Genomic DNA, 16,330 nt, shown 5'->3' with positions numbered 1-16,330 from the left:
ATACTTGTAATTCAGGAACTAGATTGTATTAGACGAATGCCAATAATGCTTGTATACCTATTACGGAAAGTACTAAGAATGCTAGGATTGTAATGTAGGAAACGATCTTTTGTGAACGTGGCGATTGTGAAATCCCCCACGTTACAGCGAACGACCATAGGCCATTTGCCAAGTGGAATGTCGCTGCCAATACACCTGCAATATAGAACGCAAGCATGAACGGATTAGAAAGGATCTCTTCCATCATGTTGAAGTTCACTTCTGCTCCAAGTGCTTTCTGGATTCTCGTTTCATAGATATGCCACGCTATGAAAACGACTAGGAAAACACCTGTTACACGTTGCAACATGAACATCCAGTTACGGAATGTGCCGTAGCGCTGAACATTATTTTTCGCAGTGAAAGCTATGTACACACCATAAAACGCATGGAACATTAACGGAATATAGATAATGAACCATTCCAAGAACAGGACGAACGGTAAGCTCCCCATGAAATTGGATGCGTTATTGAACGCTTCTTCACCGCGCGTTGCAAAATGGTTGATGACCAAGTGTTGAGCGAGGAACAACCCAACCGGAATAACTCCGAGCAATGAATGAAGTCGGCGCAAGTAAAAATCTGATTCTCTCGACAAGTCTTTTACCCTCCCTTATTTAAGAGATATGTCCGAAATGCGTCGTCACTGTTTGTACAAATGAAGGACGTTGACGGCATGCCTCTTAATGGTACAATATGATAACATGTTCATTGTACTCCTCACTTTTGAGGAGGTCAAGGCGATCTGGACTTTTTGCAGACCGTTGTCAAAAAGTTCATACACGACCCGATTCTCCTGAAAGGACTGCATAATCGTTGACTAAACAAACATATGAAGCTCCGACACGATTAGGATATGAAATCATAAGGGACCATGTGCTCCCTAACATACTAGGTAAACATGAAGATGAAATCCTCTACTGGTCTGGTAAAGATATTGCGAGGAAGTTCCCCATTTTTTCAATCGATGAACTCCCGGATTTTTTCCAAGAGGCAGGTTGGGGAATTCTCGTATCTCATGAAGGCAAGACCGCAAAGGACGAGGCATTGTTCATTCTGGAGCAAAGTGAGGCAACATTGATTGAGAACAGATCATACCAGTTGGAAGCCGGCTTCATTGCGGAACAATTTCAAAAACTGAATGGAGTCCTCACAGAATGCTATGGTGAGAAATTCCCAAAAGAGAAGCTTGTCCGCTTTCTCGTAAAATGGGACTCGAAAACAAGAATATGAATTTTCTTGCTACCCATCATTCTTCTTAATATGAATAATTGCTAGATAGGGAAAAGGGCTCATCGTTAATCGATCAGAGCCCTTTTTCATTTTTCCTCTTTAAAATACTCCATCACCGTTTCGGCAACTTTCATTGGGAGACCTGCATCATTCAGCTCGGCTACAGTTGCATCGCGTATTTTCTTAATTGAACCAAAATGCTTTAACAGTTGCTGCTTCCGCTTTGGTCCAACTCCTGGCAATCCGTCCAAAACAGATGTTAATGAATTGGAATCCCTGCGTTGTCTATGGAACGTAATGACGAACCGATGCACTTCATCCTGTATCCGCTGGAGCAAATAGAATGCTTCGCTCGTTCGCTTCAACGGGACGACTTCTACCGGATTCCCGTACAACAATTGGGCAGTCTGATGCTTTTCATCCTTCGCCAGGCCAGCTATTGGAATGGACAGGCCGAGTTCATCCTCGATTATTTCCCGAGCAATCTCCATCTGTCCTTTTCCTCCATCGATGATGATCAGATCAGGTAACGGCAGATGATCTCTCAACACTCGGACATAGCGTCTTCTGATCACTTCACGCATCGCTCCATAATCGTCATGAGCAGCCGCAGTCCTCGTCTTGTATTTCCTGTAATCTTTCCGGTTCGGTCTTCCATCAACAAAGGATACCATCGCAGAAACCGGATCGACGCCCCCGGTATGGGAGTTATCAAAGGCTTCAATCCGCAGTGGAGTCGAAATCCTCATCGCCTCTCCGAGTTCTTCGCAAGCACCGATTGTCCTCTGTTCTTGGCGTTCAATGAGCTGGAATTTTTCCCGCAATGAAATTTCAGCATTTTTATTCGATAACTTCACTAAATCCTTTTTCTTCCCCCGCTGTGGGATGAACACATTCACATTCAGCAATTGCTGCACGATTTCTTGGTCGATTCCTTCCGGCAATAATATCTCCTTCGGCAGGAGATGACCGGTCTTGCCGTAAAATTGACCGATGAATGTAAGCATCTCTTCCTCAGGGTCCTGATATAGAGGGAAAATGGAAACATCCCTTTCAATCAATTTACCTTGTCGGACGAAAAATACTTGGACGCACATCCATCCTTTTTCAACCGCATACCCAAAAACGTCACGGTCTGTGAAGTCGTTCATCATCATCGTCTGTTTCTCCATGACCGCTTCGATATTGGCGATCTGGTCCCGATATTCCTTTGCACGCTCGAATTCTAGGTTTTCGGCGGCTACGGACATTTTCTCCGTCAGATCTTTTTTCACGCTTTTATATCCACCATTTAAGAAACGGCTAATATCGTCGACCATTTCTTTGTATGTTTCCTGCTTTATTTCATTCACACATGGTGCCAGGCATTGCCCCATATGATAGTACAGGCAGACACGGTCCGGCAGCTGATGGCATTTTCGATATGGATATAACCGGTCGAGCAACTTTTTCGTTTCATGAGCAGCTGTGGCGTTCGGATAAGGTCCGAAATACTTTCCTTTATCCTTTTTAAGTTGCCTTGTAACAATCAGTTTCGGATGACGTTCTGAAGTGATTTTCAAGTAGGGATACGTCTTGTCGTCTTTCAGCATGATATTGTATTTCGGATCATGCTGTTTGATGAGGTTCAACTCCAAGATGAGCGCCTCGATATCCGATGATGTGATAATATATTCAAAGTCCTCGATTTCCCCGACGAGGCGCTGTGTTTTTGCGTCATGGGAACCGGTGAAATAACTCCGGACCCTGTTTTTCAATATTTTAGCCTTACCTACATAGATGATTGTGCCTTGGCGATCCTTCATTAAGTAGCAGCCAGGCAAGTCCGGCAGCAAGGACAATTTATGCTCTATTTTTTCATTCATCTTCCTCACCTACCAAAAAACCGGGTTCCTATGAAGGTTCCCGGTTTCAAGTAATCCATTACGCGTGTTTTTCGATCAATTCAGCAAGTTGTTCTTTCGGTTGGAAACCGACAACTTTGTCGACAATTTCCCCATCTTTGAAAAGGACAAGTGTCGGGATAGACATGATGCCGTATTCGCCAGCAGTTGCTTGGTTTTCGTCTACGTCGACTTTAACAATTTTCGCTTTGCCGTTAAGGTCTTGGTCGAGTTCCTCCAATACAGGAGCGATCATTTTGCAAGGTCCGCACCATGTTGCCCAGAAGTCAACTAGGACGAGGCCGTCTTTAGTTTGTTCTTTAAAGTCTTGGTCAGTTGCATGAAGAATAGCCATTTCTTTATTTCCTCCTTTAGTGAATCTAACTATGATTGCATTATAGCATGTCGAATATTTACGGGCGAAACATCTGCTTCTAATGTTGATTTTCGCTTCAGGCGGACGCTTTCCGGGGGGCGGGCGGTGAGCCTCCTCGGTCGCTGCTCGACACTGCGGGGTCTCACCTGTCCGCTAATCCCCCAGGAGTCGCCGCCTTACGCTTCAATCAACGGCAAGTGCAACTAACCTGAAATTTGGAAATAAAACCCCTTTCCAAACTTGCTTAAGTACTACACTTGCCAAAAAAAGAGATGGCAATGACCATCCCTTTAATTGTTTTGTGCTACAATCGCGCCCGATTGTTGAAATCATTTGGAAGTAATTCTCAAAAAGTATCCATCTGGATCAGCAATCTTAAAACCTCTCATATTCCAAGGGTATTTTTCTACATCAACTTCAATTGGATAGTTGCATTTGAGACATCGCTGATAAACTTTTTCCAATTCATCTACAACAATAATTAATTCAAAACCATTTCCTTTAACATCGCTTTTAGCTTTACTGTTAAAATAATGTTCATCCCCTAGGATTGATTCAGAAGCGATTAACAATGAAAAGCAATCGTAATTGAAGCGACCAGAACGTTCATTTCGACCGTAGAGTTCCAGTCCAATAATATCTTGATAAAATTTCAAGGATTCCTCAATGTCCTTTACATACAACTCTACTCTAAATAGTACACTCATATTTTCTTCTCACCTCTCTTAATACTACCACTCAACAAAATGGCTCTTATGCTGAATAGGCGTAGTTCCTTATCCAATAAGTACGTCCGATTGATGAGAAACCTAAAACCCTTGGTATACATGGGTTTTAGACTTTTTTTAATGCTGCGTTCGAAGCGGAAGATTCAACTAACCTGACATGGTGAAAGGAAGACTAAATAAAAGAAATTGCGCGCCACCCCTTAAATTGTCTTGTGCCACTAATGTGCCCTATAACGATATAGTGGATGACACCTTAATTTTAGCTATAGACTGTACGATTTTTCGCGGGGCGCGGATGTGCCTCCTTGTCACTTCGCTTCTGCGGGGTCTCATCATTCATGCTAAATCCCACAGGAGTCGGCCGTCTTCCGATATCCCATCAACTAATTTCTTCCTTTATATTATTCACCCATTTGCCAGTGACTATAGAGAAACCTTAAGTATATCTAAACCAGACTTTAAGTAATCAGCTAAAGGCAGTTTCTCAGTCATTTGATTAATCTCAACCTCTTTGCTAACCCAACCATGTTTTTCAAAGTAGTCAAACTCATTTTTATAAATAAGGTGAGGATGAAGGGATCCATCATAATCTTGATCTCTTCCAAGGTACATTACAGTTTGTAACATTTTTATGTCATCATAATTCAATGATTGTAGATAATTATCTAGTTCAATTGCCAATTCATTAATTTTTCGGCCCTCGGATGTAGCTTCGAAAGCCAGCATTTCTGTAATACTTCCACCTTCAAATCCAGACGAATCATGAGCATTTTTCCAAGTTTCAGCTAAACGAATTACATCTCTAAAGATTTGATTTTTATCAATGAACAATGAATTCACCATTTTAACTCCCCCCTGTTTAGTAAATCAATCTGGTCCGTTTGTTGTATAGACTCGTCACAAACACTTCTAGTTTATTTTACCACAAAATATCTTACACCCTTCAAAATTATCAATTTATTTAATCTTTATGCCTTTTACGTTGGTTATTCAATGGGCAGCATTTTCAACAGTTCGCGCTCATTGATTCTTCGTCATCATATATAACAGCGCATTCATTTAATAGGAAACACCGTTGATTGGAGTGGAAAGCGTCCGCTCGCAGCGGAAATCAACATTGTTAGCTTTATCTCTATTTATAAAGAAAAAAGACCGTAGGCAAACACCGAAACTCTTGGTGTTTGTCTACAGTCTGAGGCTCCTGAATCAACAGGATCCTAGTAATCTTAGTTTGTTTTGATTTTCTTGATTTCTTCGATCATCATCGGGATGACTTCGAACAAGTCTCCTACGATGCCGTAGTCTGCTACTTTGAAAATGTTTGCTTCTGGGTCTTTATTGATGGCGACGATCACTTTTGAGTTTGACATTCCAGCCATGTGCTGGATTGCGCCTGAAATTCCAGCAGCTATGTACAGATCAGGTGTCACGACTTTACCCGTCTGCCCGATTTGCAAGGAATAATCGCAGTAGTCCGCATCACACGCTCCTCGGGATGCACCTACTGCACCGCCGAGCAATTGTGCCAATTCTTCAAGAGGCGCGAAGCCCTCCGCACTCTTCACACCGCGGCCGCCAGCGACGACGACTTTCGCCTCTGATAAATCGACGCCTTCCGTTGACTTACGAACGACTTCGCTAATGATTGAGCGAAGGTTAGTAATATCAACCGAAACGGAAGAAACGTCACCTGAGCGGCTTTCGTCTTTCGCAAGCGCTTCAATATTGTTTGGGCGGACAGTAATGAAGAGAAGCCCTTCTTTGTTCTTTACTATTTCAAACGCCTTGCCGGAATAAATCGGGCGGACAAATACCGCGTCGTCGCCTTCCCCTTCGATTGCAGTCACATCGGATATCAATCCTGATTCTAGTTTACTAGCAATCTTCGGAGACAGATCCTTGCCTAAAGCAGTATGGCCGAAAACGATGGCGTCTGGCTTTTCCTGCTCATACACAGCCATAAAAGCTTGGCCGAAGCCGTCTGATGTATAATGTTTTAAATGGGGATGCTCCACAGTGATAACACGATCCGCACCGTATTTGATCATTTCTTCCCCTAATGATTGAACTGCATCCCCAAATAGTAAACCAACGATTTCCCCGCCGCCAGCTACTGCTTTGGCAGCTGCAACCGCTTCGAATGAAACGTTCCGTAATGCACCTTCACGAGCTTCACCAAGTACTACTACTTTTTTAGACATATAGAGTCCCTCCCATTACAATATGAATTCAATCAAAGCACTTTTGCTTCTTTATTCAGAAGATCCACGAGCTCTTTCACCTGATCGGACAAGTCGCCTTCAAGGATGCGTCCAGCCGCTTTTTGAGGCGGAAGATAAATTTCAACCGTTTCCGTTTTCGCTTCCACATCATCCTCATCAAGATCGAGATCATCCAATTCCAGTTCATCAAGCGGCTTTTTCTTCGCCTTCATGATACCTGGTAGAGAAGGATAGCGAGGCTCGTTCAATCCTTGTTGTGCTGTGACTAGTAATGGCAATGAAGTTTCAATAGTCTCAGAATCTCCTTCGACATCGCGAATGATTTTGACGGAAGTGCCATTGATTTCCAAGTTTGTAATTGTCGTAACATAATTGATTCCTAGCAGTTCCGCAACACGTGGTCCCACTTGCCCGGAGCCGCCATCGATCGCAACGTTCCCTGCAAGGATCAAATCTGCATTTTTGTCTTTCAAGTATTCTGCGATGATTTTAGCCGCAGTGAACTCGTCCATCTCATCCAAGTCGTCCTCGGTATTAATAAGGACAGCTTTGTCCGCCCCCATGGCCAACGCCGTACGAAGTTGTTTTTCCGCTTCTTCGTCACCGATTGTAATGACTGTCACTTCACCGCCGTGCTCATCGCGTACTTGGATCGCTTCTTCAATTGCATATTCGTCGTAAGGATTAATGATGAATTCCGCGCCGTCTTCAACGATTTTTCCGTTTGATACAGCGATCTTCTCCTCAGTGTCAAAAGTTCGTTTCACCAATGCATAAATGTTCATATTGTAAACCTCCCTGGCTTATTAATTCCCTTTGAATTGTGGTTCCCTTTTGTCAATGAATGCTTGGATACCTTCTTTTGCATCCTCTGAGACGAAAACCTCTCCGAATGAATCGGCCTCAGCCTTCACCCCTTCGTAGAACGAGTCTGTCTTCGTGTATTGAAGCATGCGGAGGGCTGCCTTCATTGCAATAGGACTTTTCTTCGCAATCTTTTTTGCCAACTCCATTGCCTTTGGAAGCAGCTCTTCCTCCGGGAATGCATGATTAGCTAGTCCCCAACGGACAGCTTCTTCTCCGGAAATCGGATCGCTCGTCAACAGCATTTCAGCCGCCTTCGCCACTCCGACATACCGTGGCAAGCGCTGAGTGCCGGCAAACCCGGGAATGAGACCCAATTGCAATTCCGGCAATCCGAGTTTAGCCTTCTCCGTAACTAGCCGGATATGGCAACCCATTGCCAATTCCAACCCTCCACCGAGCGCTGCTCCATGGATAGCGGCAATGATCGGCTTTTTGAAGCTTTCCATCCGTTCAAACACGTCCTGACCTGCTGAAGCAAGCTGTGAAAATTGTTCGCCGGATGTCACTGTCGTAAATTCCTTAATGTCAGCGCCTGCTGAAAAGAATTTACCTTCTCCGTGGAGCATGATGACTCTGACGGATTCGTCATGCTCAACTTTATCCAACATTTGGTCAATCTCTTGGATGAGACCGCTAGATAAGGCATTGGCCGGCGGTCGGTTGATTGAAACGGATGCTACTCCATCTTCAACAACGATTTTCAAGAACTCCATTCATTCCCACCCTTTCCGAAATGCTCGTTTCCACATCGCTCATTCGTCATCCGGATTTACGCTTTCATTCCATTTAAAAGTAAGCGATGGACTTCTGGTGCCAATTTCATTAAATCATATTTTTGATCATTCATTACCCATGAGGTGATTGTTTCGTCTATCGTCCCGAATACCATTTGACGCGCCAGCCGGATGTCGATATGCTCGTCAAACTCACCTTTTTCGATACCTTCTTTTAAAATGGTATCGAGCAACGTCAAATACTCCTTCAATACTTCGTTGATTCTGTATCGAAGATCTTTGTTGGATTGCCGTAATTCCAACTGGGTTACAATGGCTAGGTGGCGGTCGCCATTGAGCAAACTGAAATGGTTTTCAATCATCTTTGCAAGCATCTCTGTCGCCGAGATTTCTTTTTGCAAGATCTCTTTCACGTTATCGACAAAGACGCCCATCTTCTCCCGGAAGACGGAAATAAGGATATCCTCTTTATTTTTGAAATAAAGGTATATCGTTCCGTCGGCAACGCCTGCTTCCTTGGCGATCTTCGAGACTTGCGCCTGATGATAACCGTTTTCGGCAATGACGATGACGGCGGCATCCACTATCTGTTTATATTTAGGTTTATCGCGTTTCAATTTTTTCACCACCAAAAAGAAGAAAATATGAATGATGATTCATTCATATTTTCATATTAATCGTTTATTTGATTATCGTCAAGTCTTTCGTCAGGAAGTTTGCAATTCCTGTTCCATCTTCTTCTTCTCTTCCTCTACGAGAGCACGCCGCAATATTTTTCCGACGGCAGTTTTCGGCAACTCTTTCCTGAAGTCATATTTGCGCGGCACTTTAAATGAAGCCAAATGTTCACGGCAATACGTATCCAGTTCTTCTTCCGTCACCGACTTCCCTGCTTTTAGAACAATGTACGCTTTTACTGTTTCTCCTCGGTATGGATCCGGAACGCCCGCGACGACACACTCTTGAATTGCTTCGTGCTCGTAAAGGACTTCTTCGATCTCGCGCGGATATATATTGAAGCCACTCGCAATGATCATATCCTTTTTCCTGTCAACGACATAGAAATGGCCTTCGTCATCCATATACCCTAAATCTCCAGTCAATAGCCATCCATCTCTAAATGTCTCAGCAGTTTCCTCCGGTCGGTTCCAATAACCCCTCATCACTTGCGGGCCTTTTACTGCAATCTCCCCAACTTCCCCATTCGGCAGAGGCTCCTTCGATTCAGGACCTAAAATGCACGCATCCGTATCCGGCCAAGGAACACCGATAGACCCTTTCACGCGTCTTTCCTCCCATACGAAATTCGCGATGGCAACAGGTGATGTCTCTGTCAAACCATATCCTTCAACAAGCTTTCCTCCGGTAACCTTTTCAAATCTTTCCTGCAGTTCGACAGGCAACGCAGCTGATCCGCTTATACACGCTTTGATGGATGATAGGTCATATTTCGCCAGCTCTGGGTGATTCAGCAATCCGATATAAATTGTCGGAGCTCCCGGGAATAGAGTCGGTTTTTGTTTATCGATCGCCTTCAACGCAGTATCGAAATCGAATTTTGGTATCAACACCATCTTATTGCCCAACATGACCGATAAGATGAGAACAGTCGTCATGCCATACACGTGGAAGAATGGCAGAATCCCCATTACCGTCTCCTCGCCATCCTTGCATTTATACAACCATGCATTGCACATTTGCGCGTTGCTGATCAAATTGGCATGAGTCAGCATGACACCTTTCGGCGGTCCCGTTGTTCCCCCTGTATACTGAAGCAATGCAATATCTTCCTCGAAATTAAAATCATATGAAACCGGATCAGGTTTTGCTATTTTCATTATTTCGGTAAAAAGATGGTTCATACCCCGATGTTCCACTTTCACGATGATGCCATGCTCTTTTTTCTGGATGAACGGATAAATAAGGTTTTTCGGAAACGGTAAGTAATCTTTAATTCCGGTTATGATGACATGCTCCAACTTTGTCTCCTTGACGACCTTCGTAATCCGTCCGAATAGAATATCGAGTGAGATGATCGCCTTTGCTCCGGAATCCACCATCTGATAAGCCAATTCCCTCTCTGTATAGAGCGGATTCGTCTGCACGACAATTCCTCCTATGTAGAGGATGCCATAGTAGGCGATTGCGCTTTGAGGACAGTTCGGAAGCATGATTGCGACGCGATCCCCCTTCTCAATGCCTAGCGAACGCAAGTAGTTAGCAAATTTCAATGCCGATTCATGGAATTCTTTATAGCTGATGTCCTTGCCCATGAAATGCATTGCCGTCTTTGCGGGAAACTTGGTACTTGATCTCGTCAAGAATTCTTGAAGCGGAATCCGATCATAGTCGATCGACTTCGGTATTTCTGGCGGATACATATCCAGCCATGGTCTTTCTATCATTGTAACCCCCCTTTTCCCATTCCAATACTTAGAAAATTCCTTCTTTATATATTATATCGGTAAATGAATCCGCTTTCAAATAGAATATTATTTTTATAGAGAAAAAATGCCTTGACCGGCAAATTTCAGTCAAGGCGTATTCGTTAACATCCAGTAGACTCCTACAACAACAAAAAGTACACAGACGACGATTAATATCTTAGATAGTTTTTCCATAATAAGTCTCCTATGAAATGCTGGCACCGATGACAAACGATAAGCCTACCGATATTGTCAGTGAAATGAAACCGACGGATCGGTTATCCTCTTCAATTTCCTTATCAATATTGAACTTCGGCGTTAGGAACTCAAAAAGGATGTACGCGATGACGAGCAGGATAAAACCGAATAGGCCCCATCCGATCATTTGCGGCAATGTATTATGCTGCTCAATTGAATATCGGAAAATATTTGCCACTCCAAATATTTTCCCGCCTGTCGCCATCGCGACCGCCATATTCCCCTTCCGAATTTCTTCCCAGTTGTTATATTTCGTTACAAGTTCAAATAGCACCATCGAAAAGATGAGGCAAAGGACTACAACGCTGAAATACCCTGTAGTTTCCACAAGGGGATGACTCCAAAACTCAGTTTTCGTCATTCATTTTGACTCCTTTGAAATTCATTCATCCTTTCCTCTACGAAAGCAAACCGGGAAAGTTTCATTTTTCCTTAAAACTTTTCACTTCAACTCTACGACTGTCACTCCGTGGCCACCTTCACCCGCTTCCCCATAACGGTAGCTTTTCACGCGCGGATGGTTTTTCAAGTATGCTTGAACCCCTTGCCGCAAAGCACCTGTCCCTTTTCCGTGGATGATCGATACTTGATGATAATTGGATAGCAATGCATCGTCCAAATATTTTTCCGTTCGGTGCAATGCATCTTCATATCGTTCACCACGTAGGTCAAGCTCCAACTTGACGTACGAATCCCTTCCTCTGACAGATGCGGAGACGACAGTGTCCTTTACTTTTTCAGGCTTTGTATATTCCAGCACCGATTCATCCAGCTTCATTTTCAAAATGCCGATTTGGACAATCCATTCGTTTGCAGAAACCTTTTCAACAAGCGTTCCCTTCTGCCCATATGTGATGACCTTCACTTCATCACCGGCTTCTAAAGGCCTTGGAGCCGCCTTCGCTTGAAGCTTTTTCTTCTTCTCTTCCGGCGCGGCGCCTTCGAGACGTTTACGGGCTTCAATTAACTCATGTTCTTTGACGTTCGCTCCAGCGTTTAAGCGCATTGCCCGCAAATCGGAAATGACTGCCTCCGATTCGACACGCGCTTCTTCTACAATTTTTTTCGCTTTCTCTTTTGCACCATCAATTAGCTTTTCTTTCATATCATCGAATTCGGAAAGCTTCGTCTCCAATTCACGTTTCAGTTTTTCCGTTTCAATGAGCAAGGCATGTGTCTGCTCGGCGTCTTTTTCGGATTGGACTCTGCTTGATTCCAATGAGGCGATCATTGAATCCACTTCTCCGCGGTCTGTTCCCGTGAATTTCTTCGCCCGATTGATGATATGTTCATTCAGACCGAGACGTTTTGAGATTTCAAATGCGTTACTTCTACCGGGTACCCCTATTAACAAACGATAAGTCGGACTCAACGTATCAATATCAAATTCCACGCTCGCATTCGCCACACCCGGACGATTATAGCCGTAAGCCTTCAACTCAGGATAGTGCGTAGTGGCCATCACTCTAGCGCCAGTCCCATGCACTTCATCCAATATGGAGATAGCCAATGCCGCCCCTTCCTGCGGATCAGTGCCTGAACCGAGTTCATCGAAAATGAGCAACGAACGCGAGTCGAATTTCTTCAGGATATCGACAAGGTTCACCATATGAGATGAAAACGTACTGAGGCTTTGCTCGATCGACTGTTCATCGCCTATATCCGCGTATACGGAGTCGAAAACGGCAACTTCCGACCCGTCCAGAGCAGGAATTGGAAGCCCCGCCTGAGCCATCAATGTACAAAGTCCAACCGTCTTCAACGTGACGGTCTTCCCTCCCGTATTCGGGCCCGTGATGACGATTGTAGTAATATCTTTACCAAACTCAATCGTATTGGCAACTGCTTGTTCGATCGGCAACAAAGGATGGCGTGCTTTCGCCAGGCGGATATAACCTTCATCATTCACTTCCGGCTTCGTACATTTATGGGCAATTCCATATTTCGATTTTGCGAGAATGATGTCGATTTCGGATAATATATCGACAAGGACAAAAAGATCATGGGCAACCTGTTGCACTTTCACGGACAGCTCCTGCAAGATCTTTTCAATTTCATCCTTCTCTTTCATCTTCAAGTTGCGGATTTCATTATTCGCTTGCACGACAGCATCCGGCTCTATGAACAACGTCTGCCCGGATGATGACATATCATGGATCACTCCCCCGAAGTGAGATCGGTATTCGGATTTTACGGGGATGACGTATCTATCGTTCCGAATCGTCACGATAGAATCTGATAGCATTTTCGATGCATTCCGCCCACGTGTGTACCCTTCGAGCTTCTCGCGGACACGTCCCTCTTGGATGCGCAAGCTTTGACGAATCGATCGGAGCGTGCCTGAAGCACTGTCGACGACATGTCCATTTTCGTCAATGGCAGCGTTGATCTCATGCTCAAGTCCGGTAAGGATTGGCAATGCCTCTTTCTTGGCTATAAAATGAGGGATTTCAATATCCTCATCGTCATCGACCGATTCGATGAATTGTCTCAGAATCCTACTCGCACGTATCGTATTCGCGGTCTCCATCAACTCATATGCACTGAGCACGCCGCCAATTTGCGCACGTTTTGCATGCGGGCGTACGTCGCTGATGCCCCCCATCGGCACGTTCCCTCTAACTCTCAATATAGCGAGCCCTTCGTCCGTCTCTTCGAGCAAGCGGACAACTTCCTGAAAGTTGCTAACAGGAACCAGTTTTTCCATATATGATCTTCCTGCGGATGACGTGCAGTATGTCGCTACGACATCCCGGATTTTATCAAACTCAAGTGTTTTCAAGACACGGTTTTCCAATGCCTTACACTTCCTTTCATTTCCGGACGATTTCCCGGATGAATTGTTCAAGCGGCCATGTGTTCACGACCGTCTCTTTTTTCAACCATGCCTTTTGCGCATATTGCACGCCGATTTCCATATGATCTAATTGATCGATTGTATGCGCGTCTGTATTCACAGCAATTTTGACCCCGGCTTCTTGCGCCAATTCCAAATAGTGTACAGCCAAGTCGAAGCGATGCGGATTGCCGTTCAATTCTAGGATTTTATCGTACTTCTTCGCCCATTCGATCAATTGCGGCACATCTGGATTATAGCCGTCTCTCTGACCGATGATCCGGCCTGTTGGATGAGCAATCATCGTAACATACGGATTTTTCATCGCCGCATGCAGTCTATTCATAATCTGCTCCTGCGATTGATTGAAATTTGAATGGATGGAAGCGATGACAAAATCCAGTTCCTTTAATAAATCATCTTCAAAATCGAGGGACCCATCCGGCAGGATATCCATTTCCGTTCCGCAGAAAATCTCAATATCTTCATAGTCCTCATTCAGTCGCCGAATTTCTTCTATTTGGCTTCGAACCCTTTCAGGCGTCAATCCGTTTGCCACTCTCAAATATTGCGTATGATCTGTAATGACAATATGCGAGTATCCCCGCTCCCTGCAGGCTTCGACCATTTCCCGTATGGAATAGCCTCCATCGGACCATGTCGTATGCATATGGAAGTCGCCACGGATATCTTCGAACGTCACTACATCCGCAATTTCATGAGCGCGTTCGATTTCCGTCCCGTCCTTGCGCAAAGAAGGGGGGATGAATGGCAGATCAAAAAAGGCGAAAAAGTCGGTTTCCGAATCAAAAGTCTTTACTGTTCCATCTTCCATTTCAACACCGTATTCGCTTATTTTCATCCCTTTTGACTTGGCAAGTTGACGCATTTTCACATTATGGTCTTTCGAGCCTGTAAAATGGTGCAATGCCGTCGCGAATTGGTCTTCCGTCACGAAGCGGAAGTCCGCATCGACCAATTCGGCCATGTCGAGGACGACGGAAAGCTTAGAATCACCAGCAGCAACCGTTTCCTCAATCGGCATCACTTCCATCAGTTTTTCCCGAACAACAGCCGGTTCATCCGTAACGATGATGAAGTCGACGTCGCTGCTTTCCTCCTCAGCACGGCGGAAGCTCCCCGCAACTGAAAAACGGATGATTTCCTCTATTTCACGCAATTCCTCCTCGATTGCTTTAACAATCGATTCCACTTGCCAAACCGGCAACTTCCCTTTCTTAGTGCCGAGCTGTTCAAGTTCATGCAATATCTTTTCCTCGGTCTTTTTGCCGAATCCAGGAATTACACTCACTTTGTTCGACTCACAAGCGAGGCGCAAAGATTCGATGGAATCGATTCCAATTGCTTCTCTAAGTTTGGCAATTCTCTTGCCACCGAGTCCAGGGACTTTCAATAGCGGAATGAGCCCTTTTGGAACTTCCTCTTCAAGCTCCTTCAACAAATCAGACTCTCCTTTTTCCATTAAATCAATGATGACCGCGCCTGTCCCTTTGCCAATCCCTTTTAACTTTAAAATGTCATCCATTTCGGAGAGGCTCCGCGGATCTAACTCAAGCACATTCGCCGCTTTCCTGAACGCTCCCACTTTAAAAGGATTTTCCCCTAATAATTCCATATACAACGCGATTTTTTCAAATGTGCGAATGATCGTTTTCTTGTTCATGAGTAACCACTCCTCCATTTATCCCGAATCGTTCTTGAAAAAAGGCTTCCCTCCAACCAGGGGGGAAGCCGTACAGATAGTTCGTATAGAACAGCCTGCGTTTTTGTACAAGCTGTGATACGTCATTTCATATATATATACCACCATTTTTTCACTGTTTCCGAAATGATCGGAGTATGTTCGAATATTGCATCCGCCAAAAGAGATTTTCCAATTAGCTCTTGAATGAACTCTAGCGGTAGCATCGCCAATAGATAGAGTAGTAGGAATATGAGAATATAAAACTCGATAAATCCTAAAGCAGCTCCACCGAAACGCGATAAAAAACCTAATACCGGCAGGAACTTCAGGAAATCAAACATGGACGCGATCAACTGCAATACGAATTTGACAACGATAAAAATAACTACAAATGCCAGCATCCTGTAAAAAGTCTGATCCAAATCAAGCTGTTCGACCGTCCAACTCAATTTGGAACCTGCAGTAACGCCAGGGTACGGAATCCATAATACGAACTTCTCAGACAATGGTTTATAATATATGTAAGCGACGACAAGAGCGATGATGAAGCCTGTCATATGTATAAGCTGTACGATAAGCCCCCGCCTAAATCCGGTGATCAATCCTCCTAAAAAGAGGATTAAAATTAGTAAATCAAGCATATACGACCGTCAACCCTTCAACTTATTCAATTCTTCTTCCAATTGCTCAATGCGTTCTTTCAGTTTCAAGTAATCATGTACACTATTTACAGCTGTGAGGACAGCAATTTTGGATATGTCCAAATATGGGTTGCGAGAACTGATCTCCCTCATCTTATCATCGACCATCGATGCAACGAGCCGTACGTGACTGCTCGATTCGGTGCCGACAATAGTATACGTCTGTCCATATATGTCAACCGCAACGCGCGTCTTTTGCTCGTCTGCCAATGATGAACCCCCCCATTCAAATTATATACATAATGATACCTTCTGAAATCCTGTACCCAATCATACCATGAAATCGTTTTAGTTGAAAAGGGAAGGACAAAGTTTCAATTAC

The 16,330-nt window shown here is 44.2% G+C and carries 16 protein-coding genes; 1 reads left to right on the top strand and 15 read right to left on the bottom strand.

What is annotated here, in order from left to right:
- Window positions 1-28: 28 nt before the first annotated feature.
- The gene (locus tag NIT04_RS06090) at window positions 29-637 is read right to left on the bottom strand and encodes a succinate dehydrogenase cytochrome b558 subunit (protein WP_252502698.1); all 609 of its coding nucleotides are present in this window, start codon (window positions 635-637) and stop codon (window positions 29-31) included.
- A gap of 218 nt (window positions 638-855) precedes the next feature.
- Here NIT04_RS06090 and NIT04_RS06085 point away from each other — a divergent pair, with 218 nt between their 5' ends.
- Window positions 856-1,272 (top strand): YslB family protein, encoded by a 417-nt coding sequence (locus NIT04_RS06085; protein WP_252502697.1) that lies wholly within the window; start codon window positions 856-858, stop codon window positions 1,270-1,272.
- Window positions 1,273-1,358: 86 nt separating this feature from the next.
- On the opposite strand, the gene uvrC is transcribed toward NIT04_RS06085, so the two are convergent.
- The 14 genes from uvrC to zapA all read right to left on the bottom strand — a co-directional run bounded on the left by uvrC (window position 1,359) and on the right by zapA (window position 16,218).
- Window positions 1,359-3,137, bottom strand: coding sequence for an excinuclease ABC subunit UvrC (gene uvrC, locus NIT04_RS06080; protein WP_252502696.1), 1,779 nt, complete (start codon window positions 3,135-3,137; stop codon window positions 1,359-1,361).
- Window positions 3,138-3,195: 58 nt separating this feature from the next.
- Entirely contained in the window at window positions 3,196-3,510 is a 315-nt protein-coding gene (gene trxA / locus NIT04_RS06075) for a thioredoxin (protein WP_252502695.1), read from the bottom strand.
- Between the two features lie 350 nt (window positions 3,511-3,860).
- On the bottom strand, window positions 3,861-4,238 hold the full coding sequence (locus NIT04_RS06070; protein WP_252502694.1) for a VOC family protein: 378 nt from the start codon (window positions 4,236-4,238) through the stop codon (window positions 3,861-3,863).
- A gap of 444 nt (window positions 4,239-4,682) precedes the next feature.
- Window positions 4,683-5,102, bottom strand: coding sequence for a DUF3775 domain-containing protein (locus NIT04_RS06065; protein WP_252502693.1), 420 nt, complete (start codon window positions 5,100-5,102; stop codon window positions 4,683-4,685).
- Between the two features lie 383 nt (window positions 5,103-5,485).
- On the bottom strand, window positions 5,486-6,460 hold the full coding sequence (locus NIT04_RS06060; RefSeq protein WP_252502692.1) for an electron transfer flavoprotein subunit alpha/FixB family protein: 975 nt from the start codon (window positions 6,458-6,460) through the stop codon (window positions 5,486-5,488).
- Window positions 6,461-6,492: 32 nt separating this feature from the next.
- Complete coding sequence (locus tag NIT04_RS06055; RefSeq protein ID WP_252502691.1) at window positions 6,493-7,266, bottom strand: electron transfer flavoprotein subunit beta/FixA family protein; 774 nt, start codon at window positions 7,264-7,266, stop codon at window positions 6,493-6,495.
- A gap of 21 nt (window positions 7,267-7,287) precedes the next feature.
- Entirely contained in the window at window positions 7,288-8,061 is a 774-nt protein-coding gene (locus tag NIT04_RS06050) for an enoyl-CoA hydratase (protein ID WP_252502690.1), read from the bottom strand.
- Window positions 8,062-8,117: 56 nt separating this feature from the next.
- Window positions 8,118-8,699 (bottom strand): TetR/AcrR family transcriptional regulator, encoded by a 582-nt coding sequence (locus tag NIT04_RS06045; protein WP_252502689.1) that lies wholly within the window; start codon window positions 8,697-8,699, stop codon window positions 8,118-8,120.
- A 90-nt stretch (window positions 8,700-8,789) separates the two neighbouring features.
- Window positions 8,790-10,487: a long-chain-fatty-acid--CoA ligase gene (locus tag NIT04_RS06040; protein WP_252502688.1), complete on the bottom strand. Its 1,698-nt coding sequence runs from the start codon at window positions 10,485-10,487 to the stop codon at window positions 8,790-8,792.
- Window positions 10,488-10,713: 226 nt separating this feature from the next.
- A complete protein-coding gene (locus NIT04_RS06035) occupies window positions 10,714-11,127 on the bottom strand; it encodes a DUF350 domain-containing protein (protein ID WP_252502687.1) in 414 nt (137 codons plus the stop codon).
- Window positions 11,128-11,208: 81 nt separating this feature from the next.
- Window positions 11,209-13,563 (bottom strand): endonuclease MutS2, encoded by a 2,355-nt coding sequence (locus NIT04_RS06030; protein ID WP_252502686.1) that lies wholly within the window; start codon window positions 13,561-13,563, stop codon window positions 11,209-11,211.
- A gap of 16 nt (window positions 13,564-13,579) precedes the next feature.
- The gene (gene polX / locus NIT04_RS06025) at window positions 13,580-15,286 is read right to left on the bottom strand and encodes a DNA polymerase/3'-5' exonuclease PolX (protein WP_252502685.1); all 1,707 of its coding nucleotides are present in this window, start codon (window positions 15,284-15,286) and stop codon (window positions 13,580-13,582) included.
- Window positions 15,287-15,408: 122 nt separating this feature from the next.
- Window positions 15,409-15,948, bottom strand: coding sequence for a CvpA family protein (locus tag NIT04_RS06020; RefSeq protein WP_252502684.1), 540 nt, complete (start codon window positions 15,946-15,948; stop codon window positions 15,409-15,411).
- 9 nt (window positions 15,949-15,957) lie between these two features.
- Window positions 15,958-16,218: a cell division protein ZapA gene (zapA, locus tag NIT04_RS06015; protein ID WP_252502683.1), complete on the bottom strand. Its 261-nt coding sequence runs from the start codon at window positions 16,216-16,218 to the stop codon at window positions 15,958-15,960.
- Between the last annotated feature and the right edge of the window lie 112 nt (window positions 16,219-16,330).

It is taken from the genome of Sporosarcina sp. Marseille-Q4943, from assembly GCF_943736995.1.
In the GTDB taxonomy this organism is placed as follows: Bacteria; Bacillota; Bacilli; order Bacillales_A; family Planococcaceae; genus Sporosarcina.
Note: the sequence above shows the minus strand (reverse complement) of the source record. Positions and strands in the feature narration are given on the sequence as shown.

Coding starts and splice junctions, on each gene's coding strand:
- NIT04_RS06040 (WP_252502688.1), bottom strand. CDS start 10,487: ATGATAGAAAGACCATGGCTGGATATGTATCCGCCAGAAATACCGAAG.
- trxA (WP_252502695.1), bottom strand. CDS start 3,510: ATGGCTATTCTTCATGCAACTGACCAAGACTTTAAAGAACAAACTAAA.
- NIT04_RS06055 (WP_252502691.1), bottom strand. CDS start 7,266: ATGAACATTTATGCATTGGTGAAACGAACTTTTGACACTGAGGAGAAG.
- NIT04_RS06070 (WP_252502694.1), bottom strand. CDS start 4,238: ATGAGTGTACTATTTAGAGTAGAGTTGTATGTAAAGGACATTGAGGAA.
- NIT04_RS06035 (WP_252502687.1), bottom strand. CDS start 11,127: ATGACGAAAACTGAGTTTTGGAGTCATCCCCTTGTGGAAACTACAGGG.
- NIT04_RS06050 (WP_252502690.1), bottom strand. CDS start 8,061: ATGGAGTTCTTGAAAATCGTTGTTGAAGATGGAGTAGCATCCGTTTCA.
- NIT04_RS06065 (WP_252502693.1), bottom strand. CDS start 5,102: ATGGTGAATTCATTGTTCATTGATAAAAATCAAATCTTTAGAGATGTA.
- NIT04_RS06060 (WP_252502692.1), bottom strand. CDS start 6,460: ATGTCTAAAAAAGTAGTAGTACTTGGTGAAGCTCGTGAAGGTGCATTA.
- polX (WP_252502685.1), bottom strand. CDS start 15,286: ATGAACAAGAAAACGATCATTCGCACATTTGAAAAAATCGCGTTGTAT.
- uvrC (WP_252502696.1), bottom strand. CDS start 3,137: ATGAATGAAAAAATAGAGCATAAATTGTCCTTGCTGCCGGACTTGCCT.
- NIT04_RS06020 (WP_252502684.1), bottom strand. CDS start 15,948: ATGCTTGATTTACTAATTTTAATCCTCTTTTTAGGAGGATTGATCACC.